Annotated in this window: 17 protein-coding genes; 3 read left to right on the top strand and 14 right to left on the bottom strand. The window is 54.1% G+C overall.

Features of this window, described 5'->3' with window-relative positions:
* Positions 1-5: 5 nt before the first annotated feature.
* Positions 6-1,181, bottom strand: a complete 1,176-nt coding sequence (locus tag ACIKP9_RS09840; RefSeq protein WP_400882059.1) for an HPP family protein — start codon at positions 1,179-1,181, stop codon at positions 6-8.
* 147 nt (positions 1,182-1,328) lie between these two features.
* Here ACIKP9_RS09840 and ACIKP9_RS09835 point away from each other — a divergent pair, with 147 nt between their 5' ends.
* Positions 1,329-2,240, top strand: coding sequence for a LysR substrate-binding domain-containing protein (locus tag ACIKP9_RS09835; RefSeq protein ID WP_400882056.1), 912 nt, complete (start codon positions 1,329-1,331; stop codon positions 2,238-2,240).
* A 69-nt stretch (positions 2,241-2,309) separates the two neighbouring features.
* Here ACIKP9_RS09835 and pqqA read toward each other — a convergent pair whose 3' ends face one another.
* The 9 genes from pqqA to cutA all read right to left on the bottom strand — a co-directional run bounded on the left by pqqA (position 2,310) and on the right by cutA (position 9,670).
* Positions 2,310-2,381, bottom strand: coding sequence for a pyrroloquinoline quinone precursor peptide PqqA (gene pqqA, locus ACIKP9_RS09830; protein WP_081774944.1), 72 nt, complete (start codon positions 2,379-2,381; stop codon positions 2,310-2,312).
* Positions 2,382-2,559: 178 nt separating this feature from the next.
* Positions 2,560-3,597 carry a zinc-ribbon and DUF3426 domain-containing protein gene (locus ACIKP9_RS09825; RefSeq protein WP_400882053.1) on the bottom strand — a complete coding sequence of 346 codons (1,038 nt, stop codon included), beginning with the start codon at positions 3,595-3,597 and terminating at the stop codon, positions 2,560-2,562.
* Between the two features lie 9 nt (positions 3,598-3,606).
* A complete protein-coding gene (gene prmA / locus ACIKP9_RS09820) occupies positions 3,607-4,494 on the bottom strand; it encodes a 50S ribosomal protein L11 methyltransferase (protein WP_400882050.1) in 888 nt (295 codons plus the stop codon).
* Positions 4,494-5,843, bottom strand: a complete 1,350-nt coding sequence (gene accC / locus ACIKP9_RS09815; protein WP_400882047.1) for an acetyl-CoA carboxylase biotin carboxylase subunit — start codon at positions 5,841-5,843, stop codon at positions 4,494-4,496. The genes prmA and accC overlap by 1 nt, the downstream gene beginning before the upstream one ends.
* A gap of 11 nt (positions 5,844-5,854) precedes the next feature.
* Positions 5,855-6,307 carry an acetyl-CoA carboxylase biotin carboxyl carrier protein gene (gene accB / locus ACIKP9_RS09810; protein WP_400882045.1) on the bottom strand — a complete coding sequence of 151 codons (453 nt, stop codon included), beginning with the start codon at positions 6,305-6,307 and terminating at the stop codon, positions 5,855-5,857.
* A gap of 31 nt (positions 6,308-6,338) precedes the next feature.
* Entirely contained in the window at positions 6,339-6,797 is a 459-nt protein-coding gene (gene aroQ, locus ACIKP9_RS09805) for a type II 3-dehydroquinate dehydratase (RefSeq protein WP_400882043.1), read from the bottom strand.
* 128 nt (positions 6,798-6,925) lie between these two features.
* Positions 6,926-7,486 carry a TlpA family protein disulfide reductase gene (locus ACIKP9_RS09800; protein WP_400882041.1) on the bottom strand — a complete coding sequence of 187 codons (561 nt, stop codon included), beginning with the start codon at positions 7,484-7,486 and terminating at the stop codon, positions 6,926-6,928.
* The gene (gene dsbD / locus ACIKP9_RS09795) at positions 7,470-9,350 is read right to left on the bottom strand and encodes a protein-disulfide reductase DsbD (protein WP_400882038.1); all 1,881 of its coding nucleotides are present in this window, start codon (positions 9,348-9,350) and stop codon (positions 7,470-7,472) included. The genes ACIKP9_RS09800 and dsbD overlap by 17 nt, the downstream gene beginning before the upstream one ends.
* Entirely contained in the window at positions 9,323-9,670 is a 348-nt protein-coding gene (gene cutA / locus ACIKP9_RS09790; protein WP_400882035.1) for a divalent-cation tolerance protein CutA, read from the bottom strand. Before cutA ends, dsbD begins: the two co-directional genes overlap by 28 nt.
* Here cutA and ACIKP9_RS09785 point away from each other — a divergent pair.
* Positions 9,669-10,118: an FxsA family protein gene (locus ACIKP9_RS09785; protein ID WP_400882032.1), complete on the top strand. Its 450-nt coding sequence runs from the start codon at positions 9,669-9,671 to the stop codon at positions 10,116-10,118. The genes cutA and ACIKP9_RS09785 overlap by 2 nt on opposite strands.
* Positions 10,119-10,250: 132 nt before the next feature.
* On the top strand, positions 10,251-11,279 hold the full coding sequence (locus tag ACIKP9_RS09780) for a CDP-6-deoxy-delta-3,4-glucoseen reductase (protein WP_400882029.1): 1,029 nt from the start codon (positions 10,251-10,253) through the stop codon (positions 11,277-11,279).
* A gap of 67 nt (positions 11,280-11,346) precedes the next feature.
* On the opposite strand, the gene ACIKP9_RS09775 is transcribed toward ACIKP9_RS09780, so the two are convergent.
* Genes ACIKP9_RS09775 through hemC form a run of 4 tightly spaced genes read right to left on the bottom strand, consistent with a single transcriptional unit; the run spans position 11,347 to position 15,323 of the window.
* The gene (locus ACIKP9_RS09775; RefSeq protein WP_400882026.1) at positions 11,347-12,528 is read right to left on the bottom strand and encodes a heme biosynthesis HemY N-terminal domain-containing protein; all 1,182 of its coding nucleotides are present in this window, start codon (positions 12,526-12,528) and stop codon (positions 11,347-11,349) included.
* On the bottom strand, positions 12,528-13,622 hold the full coding sequence (locus tag ACIKP9_RS09770; protein ID WP_400882023.1) for a uroporphyrinogen-III C-methyltransferase: 1,095 nt from the start codon (positions 13,620-13,622) through the stop codon (positions 12,528-12,530). Before ACIKP9_RS09770 ends, ACIKP9_RS09775 begins: the two co-directional genes overlap by 1 nt.
* Positions 13,615-14,382, bottom strand: a complete 768-nt coding sequence (locus ACIKP9_RS09765) for a uroporphyrinogen-III synthase (RefSeq protein WP_400882021.1) — start codon at positions 14,380-14,382, stop codon at positions 13,615-13,617. The genes ACIKP9_RS09770 and ACIKP9_RS09765 overlap by 8 nt, the downstream gene beginning before the upstream one ends.
* Positions 14,383-14,390: 8 nt before the next feature.
* A complete protein-coding gene (hemC, locus tag ACIKP9_RS09760; protein ID WP_400882018.1) occupies positions 14,391-15,323 on the bottom strand; it encodes a hydroxymethylbilane synthase in 933 nt (310 codons plus the stop codon).
* Between the last annotated feature and the right edge of the window lie 61 nt (positions 15,324-15,384).

The following is a 15,384-nucleotide window of genomic DNA, read 5'->3' as shown; positions in this document are numbered from 1 at the left end:
GCGTGTTAACCGGCAGTCTGGTTGCCGGTTTCTTCCAGCCGTCCCCGATAGAGTGCGGCGATTAAATCGGTTTGGGTCACGATGCCCACCAAGCGGCGTTCGTGATCCAGCACCGGAACATGGTGAATCCCATGTTCAGACAGCAAGGGTACCAACTGTACGATATGGGTATCTGTGCTGGTGGTAAGCACCTTGCTGGTCATGATTTGGCCGACCACTTCCGGGTGATCGGTTTCTACCCGGAAGGTACGTCGTACAAACTTCCGCAATTTTTCTTCCAGGCCTGGATAAGCATCTAGATTGGCGTGCTTGAGAAAATCAAAGCGCGTGACGATGCCGATAACACGTTGTGCGCGGTCAACAACAGGTAATGCCTTGATGTGATGGTTGAGCAATAAGGGCCACGCTTCTTCCAGTAGTGTGCCGTATTCCACGCTGACGACATCGCGCGACATGATATCGCCACAGGTGATCGCTCCAAAGCGGCGCTTATATGCCTGCATCTCGGTTTGCAGGAAAAGATTTTCCAGATCGTCCCGTGCAACATCCAGTACCTGATTGTATTCCTTGAGGACAGCATCAAGATCGGCAGTGGTGAACCCAACCCGGTGCCCCGGGCTAATGTCATGGGTTTTATGCAGGTGTGCTTCAGCTCTGGCCTGGTGGGGGTAGCGGCGTTTGGTTGCATTGTTGTAAAGCAAAGCCACCAAGAGTAAAAGCCCCGAGTTGATCGCGACCAGTGCCAAGAAATAAGTGCTGTGCTCCAGCGCCAACGAGCCGGATAACACTGCGGTCAATGCCACGGCGCCGCCGGGCGGGTGTAGGCAGCGTAATGCAAACATGAGGCCGATGGATAGTGCGACGGCAATCGCAGCGGCTACAGGGATGCTGGCAATCCAGTGCAGGCAGAGCACGCCGACGAGGGCCGACACCATATTGCCCCCCATGATGGACCATGGCTGTGCCAGTGGGCTGGCAGGCACGGCGTAGAGTAGCACTGCGGAAGCGCCTAATGGCGCAATCAGGAAGGGCAGGCTTTCTACGCCCAGTAACCAGGCGCTGACGAGCCCACTGATCAGGATGCCAAGCAAGGCACCCAGGCAGGCGCGTAATTTCTCTTGGTGATTGACCGGGCTTTGCTGTGGCCTCCAGCCCTTGAACCAATTCAGTACCCCAGACACAGGCGACACCTTAATATTTGCAAAGGGTGCAATCTATCATCAATGCCTACCCTTGGCGATGCTTGGAAATATGGGTTTTTTTGATAAGATATATTTACTGCTTATTAATATATATCATTTGATTGATATTAGTTATCATTACCCAATATGACACTCAGTGAACTTAAATTTATTGTTGCCGTGGCACGCGAGCGTAATTTTCGCCGCGCAGCAGAAAAATGCTTTGTCAGCCAGCCAGCGCTGAGCTTGGCGGTGAAAAAGCTGGAAGAAGAGCTGGGCGTGACGCTTTTTGAGCGTAGTCACAAGGATGTAGCGATGACGCCGATTGGAGAGCAGATTATTGCGCAGGCAAGCCGCACTCTGGAGGAGTCCAACCGCATCAAGGAAATCGCGCGTATGGGCAATAATCAGTTAGCGGGCCCTTTCAAGCTGGGTGTGATTTATTCTACTGGCCCTTATCTGTTGCCTGAGATTATCCCCGCCTTGCGTCAATTGGCCCCAGACATGCCCTTGGAAGTAGAGGAAAACCTGACGGCTAATCTGGAAACCCAGTTACGCAATCGTGTGATTGATGCTGCCATCATCGCCTTGCCATTTGATGTACCTGGCATACGTTGCGAACCTTTGTATGACGAGAGTTTTGTAGTGGCGGTGCCAGATATTCATCCTTGGGCTGATCGCAAGGAGATTCATGCCGAAGAGTTGGCTGATGAAAAGGTGCTGTTACTGAATAGTGGACATTGTTTTAGCAACCAAGTGGTACTGGCCTGCCCGGAGCTTTCCCGTCATGGCGAGGTGTTGCAGGGGAACTCGCTGGAAACGATCCGTAATATGGTGGCTTCCAATCTGGGCATTACTGTGTTGCCTTGTAGCGCCGCGGTAGAGCGCTACCAAAACCCACTGATCAAGACAATTCCATTTACTCACCCTGTTCCCACAAGGCGCATGGCGTTGGCTTGGCGCAAGGGTTACACGCGGGAAAAAGCGATTGCATGTTTGGTACAGGCGATACGGGCGCTCAAGTCACCGTGTTTGCAAGCAATCGTAGAGGTAGAGTAAACGGCGTTGAAAGAAAAAGCGAAAGGGGCCTGGCGGCCCCTTTTACGTACGGAGATGAGCAACAAATGCTTAACGGTTGCAAACGTACATGGTTACTTCAAAACCAAAACGCATTTCAGTCACTTCTGGCTTGGTCCACATGATGAATCTCCTTTAAGGTTGGGGTAGAGGGTGCGTGGTAATCACTCTTAACCGCGCAATCCATGATTCACATCATATAGATCAAGATTGGGAATGCCATGCGTAGCATCATGATCTGTGGCTCATGATTTTCATTAGAGTGGTGTAAGACTATATTGTTGTGGTCAGCGGTTTGTAGCTAGTAGGTAACGAATACGCGATAGCCTGACACAGTTTCGCCGCTGGTGGAAAATGCCAGATTGATCTGGATTTCCTCGCCAGCAGGCAAGCCGGCCTGAAGATCGGTACCTGCGGGTAGGTATTCCTCGGGTGCGAAGATACGGCGCAGCTTGGGCTTGTCGTCTTCATCGGTCAGTGTCAATTCCAGCATGGGGTAGGCTTGCGTATAGCTGGCATTATTGAGTAGTTTGGTCGCGAGCTGGATGACATCTGGATGCTCAAAATCTTCTTGTAGGTCAGAGTCGTCCAGGGCGAGTAATTCAGCATTACGTGGCAAAGGCACTGTGCATCCTAGCCATTGGCAGGTAGCGCTGAGCGCGGGTCTGCTGGCTGGCCAATAACCCGCGATCTGGCTGCGGAAGAGATAGGCGGCCTGGGCGAGTAGCATGAACACAAGCAGCAGGCTCAGCGGGATGGTAAGCCAGGGAGAAAAGCGACGTTTACGACTGGGTTGCTCCGGTGCAAGGAAGCTACTGGTGACGGGCGGCTCTATTGGTGTTTCTGGTTCTTCCGCAATATTTGCCTCTGGCAGAGCCAGAGGTTGGTCGTCTGTGTCGGTATCAACAGCCAAGACCGGGTAGGCTTCCGCCTCGGTATCTACAGACTCTCCCTGATTGATATCCAAGATCCTTGCCAGGGCGGCATCAATATCGGCAATTGCATCAGCATCATCGGCGGATGCAGGTGGAGGAGTGCTTTCTGCTGTTGAGTCAACGACGAATGCGCTATCGTCCTGAATAGTCCCTGCGTGCGGGGGAGCGACTGCATCGAAAGTTTCACTAGACGATTCGTCTGGCGCAATAACCACATCGTTTGTGATCTGGTGCTCAGGGAGTGGAACCAGGCTTTGTGGTGGCAGGACTTCATAAAGCCTGGCGCCTGCGTTGAAGACATGCTGACATTGACCGCAGCGCAGGTCGCCAGCATGGGCTGCCAGTTGTTCCGGCTTGACGTGGAATCGGGTGTCGCACGCTGGGCAGGAGGTCACTAGCTGCATATCAGTAGGTCACCTTCTGCTTCCCGTGAGCAACACCCAGCTATCCATGAATGTCGGTGGGTTCATGTCGAACCATTCCTGGTAAATGGCGCTAACCTGTTCAGCTTGTTCACGCAGGATGCCTGACAGCGCGATCTTGCCACTTGGGCTGGTGGAGCGCGCCAATGCTGGTGCTAGTACCGATAACGCGCTGGAGAGGATATTGGCGACTACCATGTCAAACTGCCCGCTAGGCAAATCATTGGCGAGATAGAAGCTGGCATCCGTCTGGTTTTGCTCGGCGTTATAGACGCTGGACTGAATGGCCTGGGCATCAATATCTACGCCGATGACCTTGCCAGCGCCTAGCTTGCGCGCAGCAATCGCCAGGATGCCCGAGCCGCAGCCATAATCAAGCACGCTGATATCAGGTGTGACGGTGTCGGAAAGCCAGCTCAGGCACAAGTGCGTGGTCGGGTGGCTGCCGGTACCAAAGGCCAAACCTGGGTCCAGCACGATATTGAGTGCATCGGGATTGGGTGCATCGTGCCAAGAAGGAACGATCCAGAGATCATCGCGGATACGGATAGGCTCAAACTGGGATTGTGTCGCACGCACCCAATCCTGTTCAGCGATGGTTTCGGTGCTATAACGGAAATCCGCAATACCCGTCGCGGCACTGAGCTCCTGTAATAGCGCAGCCACGTCGGCGTCTTCCTCCAGCAATGCACTGACAACATTTTGTTGCCAGATGCCAGGCGGTGGATCACCGGGCTCGCCGAAGATAGGTTGCTCGTCCGGGGTTTCCGCGTTGGCGTCCTCAATGCTGGCAGAGAGGGCGCCAAGCTCCATCAGGCTATCGCTCAAGAGCTCGGCGTTATTGTCCTGAGCCTCGATTTTGAGTGAAATCCAGCCCATTACTTGCTTGCAATGCCTAGTTTGTGTTCCAGGTAGTGGATGCTGGTGCCACCTTGATGGAAGGCCGCGTCCGCGAGCAATTCCTTGTGCAAGGCGACATTGGTCTTGATGCCCTCAACCACCATTTCCGACAGGGCGATCTGCATGCGGGCAATCGCTTGCTCACGTGTATCGCCATAGGCAATCAGCTTGCCGATCATGGAATCATAGTTGGGCGGTACCATATAGCCTTGATAGGCATGTGTATCAACACGGATACCAGGGCCACCAGGCATGTGGAATGTGGTGATGCGGCCTGGAGAAGGCACGAAGTTGAACGGGTCTTCGGCATTGATACGACACTCAATGGAATGCCCAGCCAGCTTGACGTCTTTCTGCTTGATATTGAGTTTTTCGTTAGCCGCAATCAGGATCTGTTGTTGCACGATATCGATGCCTGTCACCATTTCAGTGACGGGGTGCTCTACCTGCACGCGGGTGTTCATCTCAATAAAGTAGAACTCGCCATTTTCGTAGAGGAACTCGAAAGTACCGGCGCCACGATAGTTGATACGTTTGCAGGCCTCGGCACATGCCGTGCCGATTTTTTCGCGCAAGGCCAGGCTAATGCCGGGTGCGGGGGCTTCTTCCAGCACTTTTTGGTGACGGCGCTGCATGGAGCAATCGCGTTCACCCAGGTAAATAGCATTGCCATGCTGATCAGCCAGTACCTGGATCTCAATATGGCGAGGTTGTTCAAGAAACTTTTCCATGTAAACCATGGGGTTGCCAAAAGCGGCTTGGGCCTCGGCCTTGGTCATGCTGATGGCATTCAGCAATGCGGCTTCGGTATGCACCACGCGCATGCCGCGACCGCCACCACCGCCAGCGGCCTTGATGATGACCGGGTAGCCTATGCCTTTGGCAATGCGCAGGTTGTCATCGGCATCATCGGTGAGTGCTCCATCTGAGCCTGGCACGCAAGGTACGCCAGCTGCCTTCATGGTGTCCTTGGCGCTGACTTTATCGCCCATGAGGCGGATAGTCTCAGCACGTGGACCGATAAAGGTAAAGCCGCTTTGCTCGACACGCTCGGCAAAATCAGCGTTTTCCGAGAGGAAGCCATAACCAGGGTGGATAGCTTCAGCATCGGTGACTTCTGCCGCACTGATGACGGCAGGAATATTCAGGTAACTTTGGCCAGAGGGAGCAGGGCCGATGCAGACAGATTCATCAGCGAGCTTGACGTACTTGGCTTCACGGTCGGCTTCGGAATGCACCGCAACCGTCTTGATACCGAGTTCGCGGCAAGCGCGTTGAATGCGCAGGGCGATTTCCCCTCGATTGGCAATGAGGACTTTATCAAACATGAGGATATTTCCTAGCCAATGATGAACAGGGGTTCACCATATTCCACGGGCTGGCCATTCTCGACCAGGATTGCCTTGATCACGCCACTCTTGTCGGCTTCGATCTCGTTCAGCAGCTTCATGGCTTCGATAATGCAGAGAGTATCGCCAGCACTGACGCTGCTGCCTACATCGACGAATGCCTTGGCATCAGGCGAAGGTGCGCGGTAAAAAGTACCTACCATCGGGGACTTCACAACGTGGCCTTCGATCGCCGGGGCTGCATTTTCAGCCGCTGCTACAGGTGCCGCAGCTTGAGGTGCCGCAGGCGCAGCGAGATAAGGTTGTGCAAATTGAACTGGTGCCTGGCTGTTGGGCAGGTGGCGAGAAATGCGCACCTTTTCTTCGCCTTCGGTGAGTTCTAGCTCGGAGATGCCAGACTCTTCGACCAGGTCGATCAGTTTCTTCAGTTTGCGTAAATCCATGGTTAACCTCTAGATGTATATGAGGTGCCGATTAGGCACGGGTAATGTTATTGATGGCGTAGTCCAGCGCCAGTGCATATCCACGTGCGCCCAAGCCACTGATCACGCCGACCGCAAGATCGGAGAAATACGAGTGGTGACGGAAGGACTCGCGCGCATAGATATTGGAAAGATGGACTTCAATAAAGGGAACCTTCACTGCAGACAATGCATCACGCAAAGCCACGGAAGTATGGGTAAAAGCTGCGGGGTTGATGATGATGAAATCGACAGGCGTATGTGCCAATGTGTGAATTTTCTCTATCAACACGGCTTCATCGTTACTCTGGAAGGTTTCAATACCAATGCTAGCAGCATCAGCCTGTTGCTTGAGCTGAGCATTGATACTTTCCAGAGTGTCCGAGCCGTAATGGTTAGGTTCACGTAATCCCAGCAGGTTGAGGTTGGGTCCGTGCAATACCAGTACGGTTTTGGAGGATGGTTGGGCCATGAATGGGGGCGGTTTGACCGCCAATGCAACTTTAATGGCTGCAAGTTTGCCGTAATTTGGGGTATTTTGTCTAGAGAATTGACGAAATTTAGCGAACTTGCCTGATATTGTCCCGCATGAGGGAAAGTTCAGGAGTTAAGCGCTGGTTGCAGGGTTTGCAGCAATAGTGGCTTGGTAATACGACCAAAGTAACTTTTGAGGATTTTACCATCGGAACCGATGATCACGGTATGTGGCACCACACTATTCAGGTTGCCTAATGATGCACTCAACTTCATCCCTTCGATATCCGCGGATAGCAACGGGTATGGCATGGGTGTCTGCTCGGCAAAGGCCTGCATTTTTTCTGCATCATCCAGCGAAATGCCGAGTACGGTGACTTTTCCCGCGAGTTCTTGTGACAAAGCGGCCAGTTCTGGCATTTCTTCGCGGCAGGGGGCGCACCAGGTCGCCCAGAAATTCACGACCAGTAATTGCCCCTGCCATTGCGACAGCGGTTGTTCAGTATGCTGGAGGTCGGTGGCATGTCCGGCAAAAAATATGGCAGTCGAGGCAAATGTCTCGACCGGCTGCGCTATCCGTGGCGAGCTGCCGTATTGCTGAATCAATAATATGGCGGCAGCGAATATCAATGCCAGCAAGGCAAAGCGGCCTTTACTCAGGCCGGTTTTGTTATTGGGTGTTGTCATGAGTGGCTTTTACTGAATTCAGGCTGGCGAGGAATTGCTGGCTGTCTTGATAGCCGATCACCCTGTGTTGCTGCAATTCTTGGCCTTGATGATCAAAGAAGATAATGCCGGGAGGACCAAACAGGCCAAAATGTTTGAGCAGCGCCTGATCGTCAGCATCGTTTGCAGTGACGTCGGCCTGTAGCAGGATAAAGTCCTGCAAGCTGGCGTGTACTTCGGTCTTGGTGAAGGTAAAGAGCTCCATTTCCTTGCAAGCTGCACACCAATCGGCATAAAAATCCAGCATGACCAGCTTGCCAGGGTTTTGCGCCAATATTTGCTCCAAGTCAGCGATGCGCTTGATGCGTTGGAAAGGTAGGGTGGTACTTGCCTGCGATATTGTCAGGCCTTCCAGTGGACGTAAGGCCGACTTGGCACCTGAGGCTGCACCAACGACCAAGGTGGCACCTGCCAGCAGCATGAGTATAGCGATGCCTTTCCAGAAGCGCTGCCAAGCCGTGGCAGTATCCGGGAGCCTGTCCAGTGCTTGCATGAAGACGGCGGGTACGATAAGTAGCGCGGCCCAGAGCAATAGTTGCAGGCTGGTTGGCAGCAATGGCGACACGATCCAGAGGGCGACAGCTAGCATGAATACGCCAAACGCTTGGCTGATAGCCACCATCCATGGCCCTGCCTTGGGTAGCAAAGAACCCGCAGAAGTACCTATCAGCAGTAAGGGAACGCCCATGCCGATGGACAAGGCAAACAAGGCGGTTGCCCCCAACATGACGTCTTGTGTTTGGCCGATATAAATCAAGGCACCCGCAAGTGGAGCAGCAACGCAGGGGCTCACGATCAGCGCAGAGAGTGCCCCCATGGCAAAGACGCCCAGCAAATGCCCACCTGGCAAGCGATTGCTGGTATTCACTAAACGGTTTTCGAGGGCAGAGGGTAATTTCAGTTCATAAAAACCAAACATTGATAGCGCCAGCAGCACGAAAACCAAAGCGCTGCTACCGAGCACCCAGGCATTTTGCAGAGCTGCGCTCAGTAGCTGGCCGGAAAGCCCCGCCGCCACGCCTGCTGCGGTGTAACTCAATGCCATGCCCAAGGTGTAAGCCAGTGACAGCCAAAAAGCGTGCAAGCGGCTTTTGCGCTGGCTGCCAACGATGATGCCGGAAAGAATCGGGATCATCGGCAGTACGCACGGGGTAAATGATAGTAGCAAGCCAAAGCCGAAGAAGCCGGCAATAATGAGCCAGAGCTTGCCGCTGGCGAGCAGGCTGCTAGCGCGGTCGTGTTCTGCCTGCGTCGGTGGAGTGGCGGAACCTGCGCTGTTACTCGTGGTCGCATGCAGGGAGCCTAACGCAATGGTTTGGTGTGTGGGGGGGTAGCACAGGCCCTTTTCGCTACAGCCCTGATAAGTGGCCTTGAGTGTGAGGGTGTCTGCTGAAGATGAAGCGAGTGCCAACCGTAGTTCGGCAATGAAGTCGCGGTGAAATACCTCAGTGCGGCCAAATGTCGGATCTTGTTTCCAGTCACCAGTGGGTAGCAGAATTTCACGGACACCGTGTGCTGCTGGTTCAAGCTCGAATTTAATTCTGTCTTTGTAGAGGTAGTGCCCTGGGGCTATTTTGAACGCTGCTTGCAGGTGGTCGGCATCAATTAATTCGACCTGGAGCTTGAAAGCTTGCTCAGGCGGCAGAATATTATCGTTGTTGTCCCCGAGAAAAGCATTTCGCCCCTGGTTCAGCCATTCGCCTAATTGGCTATTACCAGCAGCCAGCGCCATGTTGGCGCTGAACAGTAAAGTGCAGAGCAGTAGGATGAATGTGAGGCAGCGTTGTAATGCAGAGTTCAAGCCTGGGTTTCCTGGTGTAGCCATGTAAGATAGGCTGGTAGCCCGCCCGTGACTGGGACATGAATGATCTCGGGAAGTTCGTAAGGGTGCAACTCGTGGATGGCTTGCTCAAGTTCAGGATAGCGCAGGCTGGTGGTCTTGATGAGCAGGGGCGTTTCCGTTGCGGTTTCCAGGTTGCCCTGCCACTGGTAAAACGACTGGCAAGGAGCGAGTAGGTTGACGCAAGCTGCCAGCTTTCTGCTGACCAAGGTACGGGCCATGGTTTCTGCGCTGTCTTGATCTGGCATATTGGTCAATACCAGGACAGCCTCAATGTTTTCTAATGATGGAGATTGAAGTTTCATGCGTTTTCTTTTCCTCTTACTGATTTTACTCGCTTTCCCTCTCGCTGAGATATGGGTGCTGGTAGAGTTGGCTGCAAGATATGGCTGGTTGGTGCTGGCTTACCTGATTTTGGTTGGTGTCCTGGGCTGGCGTTTGATCCAGGATGAAAAGCTGTTGATGGTGGGGCGCATGGCACAAACCCTGCAAGCAGGTGGAACGCCTCTGCGAGCCGTGTTTGGTAGTGCCAAGAACTTGTTGGCAGGTATCCTGCTGCTGATACCCGGTGTCATCAGTGATGTATTTGCCGTGATTCTGTTGCTGTTGCCAGGAGGTGGCAAGCTACCGCAAGCTGCCAATGACGATGATGTCGTTTCACGTGAAACCAATCAGCATGAATATCAACAAGAAGCTACTCGCTCGCCATCCGCTGGCGATGTGATTGAGGGGGAGTACCGCCGCGAGGACTAGCGCTATGCTAGACTTGCAAGCTTTTTTCGGCCTGTTGATTGCTGTTTTTAGTAGTGCCTAGATGTTGAGGCTTCAGACTAAAGAACAGTGTGGTACAGGGCATGGCCAAGCGCATAAGTTCAGGATTCCTTCATGTCTTTTCAAGTCATCATTAAGCCCAGCGACCGTGTTTTCACGGTGGATGAGGGTGATACCGTATTGGATGCTGCGATTGATGCAGGGATCAACCTGCCTTATGGCTGTCGCAATGGTACCTGTGGTGCCTGCAAAGGCCAGGTGTTGGCAGGGGAGGTGAGTCATGGCGAGTATTTTGATAGTGCGCTGAGCGAGGATGAGAAGAAAACAGGCAAAGCCTTATTTTGCTGTGCCCAGCCTTTGTCTGACCTGGTGATTGAGTGCCGGGAAGTCGCGGGCGAAGGCATTCCACCGCGAATTATGCCGGTACGTGTGGAAAAGCTGGAAAAACTCTCCCACGATGTCATGGGCATGACGCTCAAGCTGCCTAGCAACGAACGTATGCAGTTCATGGCTGGGCAATATATTGAATTTCTGCTCAAGGATGGTCGTCGCAGGGCATTCTCGTTGGCCAATGCCCCGCATCATGATCGTTTCCTGGAATTGCATATGCGCCTGGTGCCGGGTGGTCAATTTACCCAATATGTATTCAATGAAATGCAGGAAAAAACCATCCTGCGTATTGAGGGGCCTTTTGGCACATTCTTTCTGCGCGAAGACAGTACACGCCCAGTGATCATGGTCGCGGGGGGAACTGGTTTTGCGCCGGTCAAAGGTATAGTCGAGCATGCTCTGCAGCTGGGTATCAAGCGCCCGATCATGCTGTATTGGGGTGCCAGGACGCGCGAAGACCTTTACCTCGATGCCTTGCCACAACAGTGGCAGGCAGAAAATCCCTTATTCCGCTATATCCCTGTACTGTCTGACCCTGCGCCTGACGATGCTTGGCAAGGGCGTACTGGCTTGGTTCACCAGGCCGTGCTGGAGGATCATCCGGAGATGCAGGGTTATCAGGTGTATTGTTGCGGTGCCCCGCAAATGGTGGAGGTGGCTCACCGTGATTTCCAGAGCCATGGTTTGCCTGAAGAGGAGTTTTTCTCCGATGCGTTTACCTTTGCCAATCCGGTAGCAAAGGTGACAGTCTAGATTCGCCTAGCGATGGCGGGTGAGGTAAGTGCTGGCAAACCTCTTGTTCGCCAGCACTGGTGAACTGCTATTTATCTTCGCGACAGAATTGCACGCTCAAGCGGTAATGCTGGTTGGCGGCATCGCTTTCGCCACGGCTTTCCAGCAATCGCGCCAAGGTGAGGTGGGCTTCGGCAGAAGGTTGCACACTGATACTGGCCTCCAGGTAACTTTGCGCCTTGCCCCACAGGCTGAGGCGAATACACATCTTACCCAACGATAACAGCAGGTTTGCATCCTGTTCATGGCTCAGCAACCAGTGCTCTGCTTGTTGCAACTGTTTGTGTGGATTAGTGCTGCTACAATCGCCCAGCTTGCCAGCGAGTTCGCTATCCCAGGTCTTGGTCAGGCTCATTTCCAATACCTCCTGAGCCTGGTTGCCTGCGTTCAAGGCAATAAAGGCATCAGCGGCCATGCTGGCGATACGCGAATTGAGCTTGTCATCGTCTGGCACCTTTTTCCAGTAGGCCATCAGCGTGTTCAGGTTATTGCCATGACGCTCAATCAAGTGCTGGTGCGCTTGATGGCGAATTTCCCTGGCTTGCCAGCTTTCCATGCCATCATGTTTTTCCAGCTGTTGCAACAGCACCAGGACTTGCTCCCAGTTGTTGAGGCGTATCTGCACTTTCAGCTCAAGTCGCATGCCAGGGACAAATTTCGACTCTAGTTTCTCGATCTTGTGCAGCACATCCAGGGCCTGGCTATACAAGCGGTCATCAACCAGTAGTTCTGCTTGCAGCAACAGGCGTGCGACGGCGGCCTCGGGTGCCAGGCGTTCTGCCTCGGCAAGGTAATAATCACGCTGGCCTTTTTGCTTGAGTTTGTGTGAGGCGCGTGCGGCCAGTAATGCGGTCAGGCTCGGGTCTTCACGGTAATCAAGTGCCTTGGAGGCGGCTTTTTGTGCCACTTGATAGCGGCCTTGGCTCATGGCATGCAATGCCTCCAGCAAGGCAGCATGACCCAGGCGAATGCGGCGGTTTTCCTTGTAGGCGCGCACGTTGGCGGGCAAGTCGCGGGCATAATGGATAAAGCGTAACAGCAGGTGCAGCGAGGCAAATGCCAGCACGACCAAGATAAGCAGCAGGTTGAGTGACAACTCCAGGCGGTAGGGAGGCCGAACAATCAGCACATAGCCTTCGTTATTGCCCGCCAGCAGCGAGACACCGATAGCAAGCGCCAGTATCAGCAGGATCCAGATCAATACGCGCACTATTCACCTCGTTCCAGGTTGACGCGGTCATTGGCTCGCTCAGAGTTGTTAGCGCGTTCCAGGGTCAGCTTGTATTTGCTGGCCAAGCCCAGGGTCTCGGAAATGTCTGGTAATTGGATCACGATGCTGCTGGCGGAAAGCTGTTTCAATGTATCAAGGGCGGCAATGGTGCTTTGTTCACGCAGGTCGAAATAATTGCGTATCCAGTGTTCAGCCTGGTGGAGATCGGCACGGTAAGAGCTTTCATCATGCTGTAGCAGGGCTGTCCTGGCGGTGAGCAGGTGCAGCTTGAGGTTTTCACGCAGGAAGAAAGTCTGGTCTGGGGCCAGTAATGGCGGCTCTGGCCGGTCAACTCGTTCAAGGCGGATCATGTGCTTGAGATCGTCCCAGATTTCGCGGAGTAGCCTGCGAAACTGGTTTTCTTCTGCCATGGTGGCTTCGGCAATCGTGGCTTTGGGGTGGCGGTCACTGACCAAGGGCAATTTGTTGATGCCTTCAATGAGGTTTTCCAGCTTGAGGCTGATGCCGATAGTATCGATCTGCGGCAGCTCTTGCAGGCGTTGAATATCCTTGGCAATGGCTTTGCGTAACTGCACAGCGGGTACGCTATCCATTTGCTGCAAGCGCGAATCCGCTGTTTGCAGAGCTAGCAGCGCAGGTTTGATATTGCCTGCGAGTTGTAGTTGCTGGTTTGCGATGACTAATAATTGCTCTACTTCGGCAATCACGCGTTCGTCGTGATTGTTGACCAGCTCCAGGTATAGCGTTTGCAGGGCTTCCTGCTGGTCGCGTGATTCTGCCAGTTGTTGCTCAAGGCGGATAATGCGGCTGGTGGCTTCTGTGCTACGCTCGTCAGCGTTTTTGGCAAAGGCCAGGCTTTGTTGGTTGCTGCCGTTGAACTGTTCCAGACGTTGCGTTAATGACTGTTCCAGGCCATTAAGGCGCTGGCGCGTATGCAGCGCTTGCCAGGAAACAAAGGCAATGGCAGCAAGCGCCAATAGCAGGGCGATCCAGGCGAGCGAAGAGGGCTTGCGCGATATCTGGATCGGCGCAGCTGGTGGTGTATGGGTATCAGGCGATTGTTGTTCAGTCATGGTTTACTTCACTTATACATTGCAGCATGGCGTCATCCCCGGGTGCTGCCGCGACCCGTACACGCAGGCCCAGGCTGGCTGGCAGTTCGGCGATGCGGGCATGATTGACGCAGATTGTGGTGCCACGCAGCCATTCTGCGCTGCCATTGCCGGTTAAGGCAAGCAGGTGGCGCATGGCTTCGCTACTGGTCACTACGATGGTATCCAAGCGCCCATTGTGCCATAGCGTTTGCAATTTTCCTGCATCTGTTTGCGGGTTGATACGGCGATAGCATTCGGCAAAGCGCACCTCGGCACCGCGGCTGCGCAAGGTGTCGGCCATCAATTCGCGACCACCGATACCGCGCACGATCATGATGCGTTGGCCCTGCACTGCTTGCATGTCCGGCAACGCAAGCAGGGATTCGCTGTCAAAGCGGTGCTCGGGTTGCAGTACAGTGGCTACGCCGTATTGCATCAGCTCAGTCGCCGTGACCGGGCCTATGGCGGCAAAGCGCGGCTTTTGGGTGTATTGCTCAAGCCTGGCCTGGATGCTGGGCATGCCGTATTGCACGGCATTAGAGCTGATGAAAATCAGCCAGTCTTGCGCAGCCACGTCATCCAGGGTCTGTATAAAGGCGCTGTTATCTTCTAATGCCGTAATCGCGATCAGCGGAAAGCTGGTGGTATCACCTCCAGCTATTGCTATCATGCGGCTCAGGCGTGTGGCCTGGTCCAGTGGCCGCGTAATCGCAATATGGCGGCCTGTTAAATCAATCATGAGAGCAATCAGTCATGGGCAAGTGCGGCAAGAATACGGTCTGCACCGCGTGCCACCAATTGCGCAGCCAGTGCCTGGCCCAGTGCTTCGGGTTGATCGGCACTGCCTTGGGCAGATTCACGTAATAGCTCCTTGCCGTCGATGCTGGCGACAAAGCCTGTCATATGCAGTGTATCGCCTTGTTGCTGTGCAAAGGCACCTAGTGGTACCTGGCAACTGCCCGCCAGTGCGCGGCTCATACCGCGTTCTGCTTCCACACAAGCGGCTGTTTCGGCATGGTTGAGCGGTGCCAGGATATCCAGCAGATCGTGGCGCTCGGCATTGATTTCGATGCCTAGTGCGCCTTGCCCGACTGCGGGTATGCTTTGGTCAGGGTCAATGGCTTCGCGAATGCGGCTTTCCAGCCCTAGGCGCTTGAGGCCGGCAGCGGCGAGGATGATGGCAGCATATTGGCCTTCATCCAGCTTGCGTAAGCGGGTTTGCAGGTTGCCTCGCAGGGATTCGACTTTCAGGCCAGGAAAACGCGCCTGTAACTGGCTCTGGCGGCGCAGGCTGGAGGTGCCGACGATACTGCCTGCAGGCAACGATTCCAGGTTGGGGTAATCGTTGGATACAAAGGCATCACGCGGGTCTTCACGTTCGCCAATCGCTGCCAAGGCAAAACCTGGCGGCAAGTGCATCGGGACATCCTTCATGGAATGTACCGCCAAGTCGGCCCGGCCATCTGCCAATGCTTGCTCTAGCTCCTTGACGAACAAGCCTTTGCCCCCAATGCGGGCAAGCGGGGAATCGAGAATCTGGTCGCCTGTGGTGGTCATGCCGAGGATGGTGACTTCGGTATCTGGGTACAAGGCTTGCAGGCAGGCCTGGATATGTTCTGCCTGCCACATGGCCAGAGCGCTTTCACGCGAGGCGATCACCAGTTTCTTGGGAGCATTCATCAGTGAGTGGGGCTGGTGGGCAATGCGCTTACAGCCAAGTTGTTATTGAAAGCGCCATTTT

The organism is Methylobacillus methanolivorans, assembly GCF_044751345.1.
Lineage (GTDB): Bacteria > Pseudomonadota > Gammaproteobacteria > Burkholderiales > Methylophilaceae > Methylobacillus > Methylobacillus methanolivorans.
This window is presented reverse-complemented; position numbering and strand designations above follow the sequence as displayed.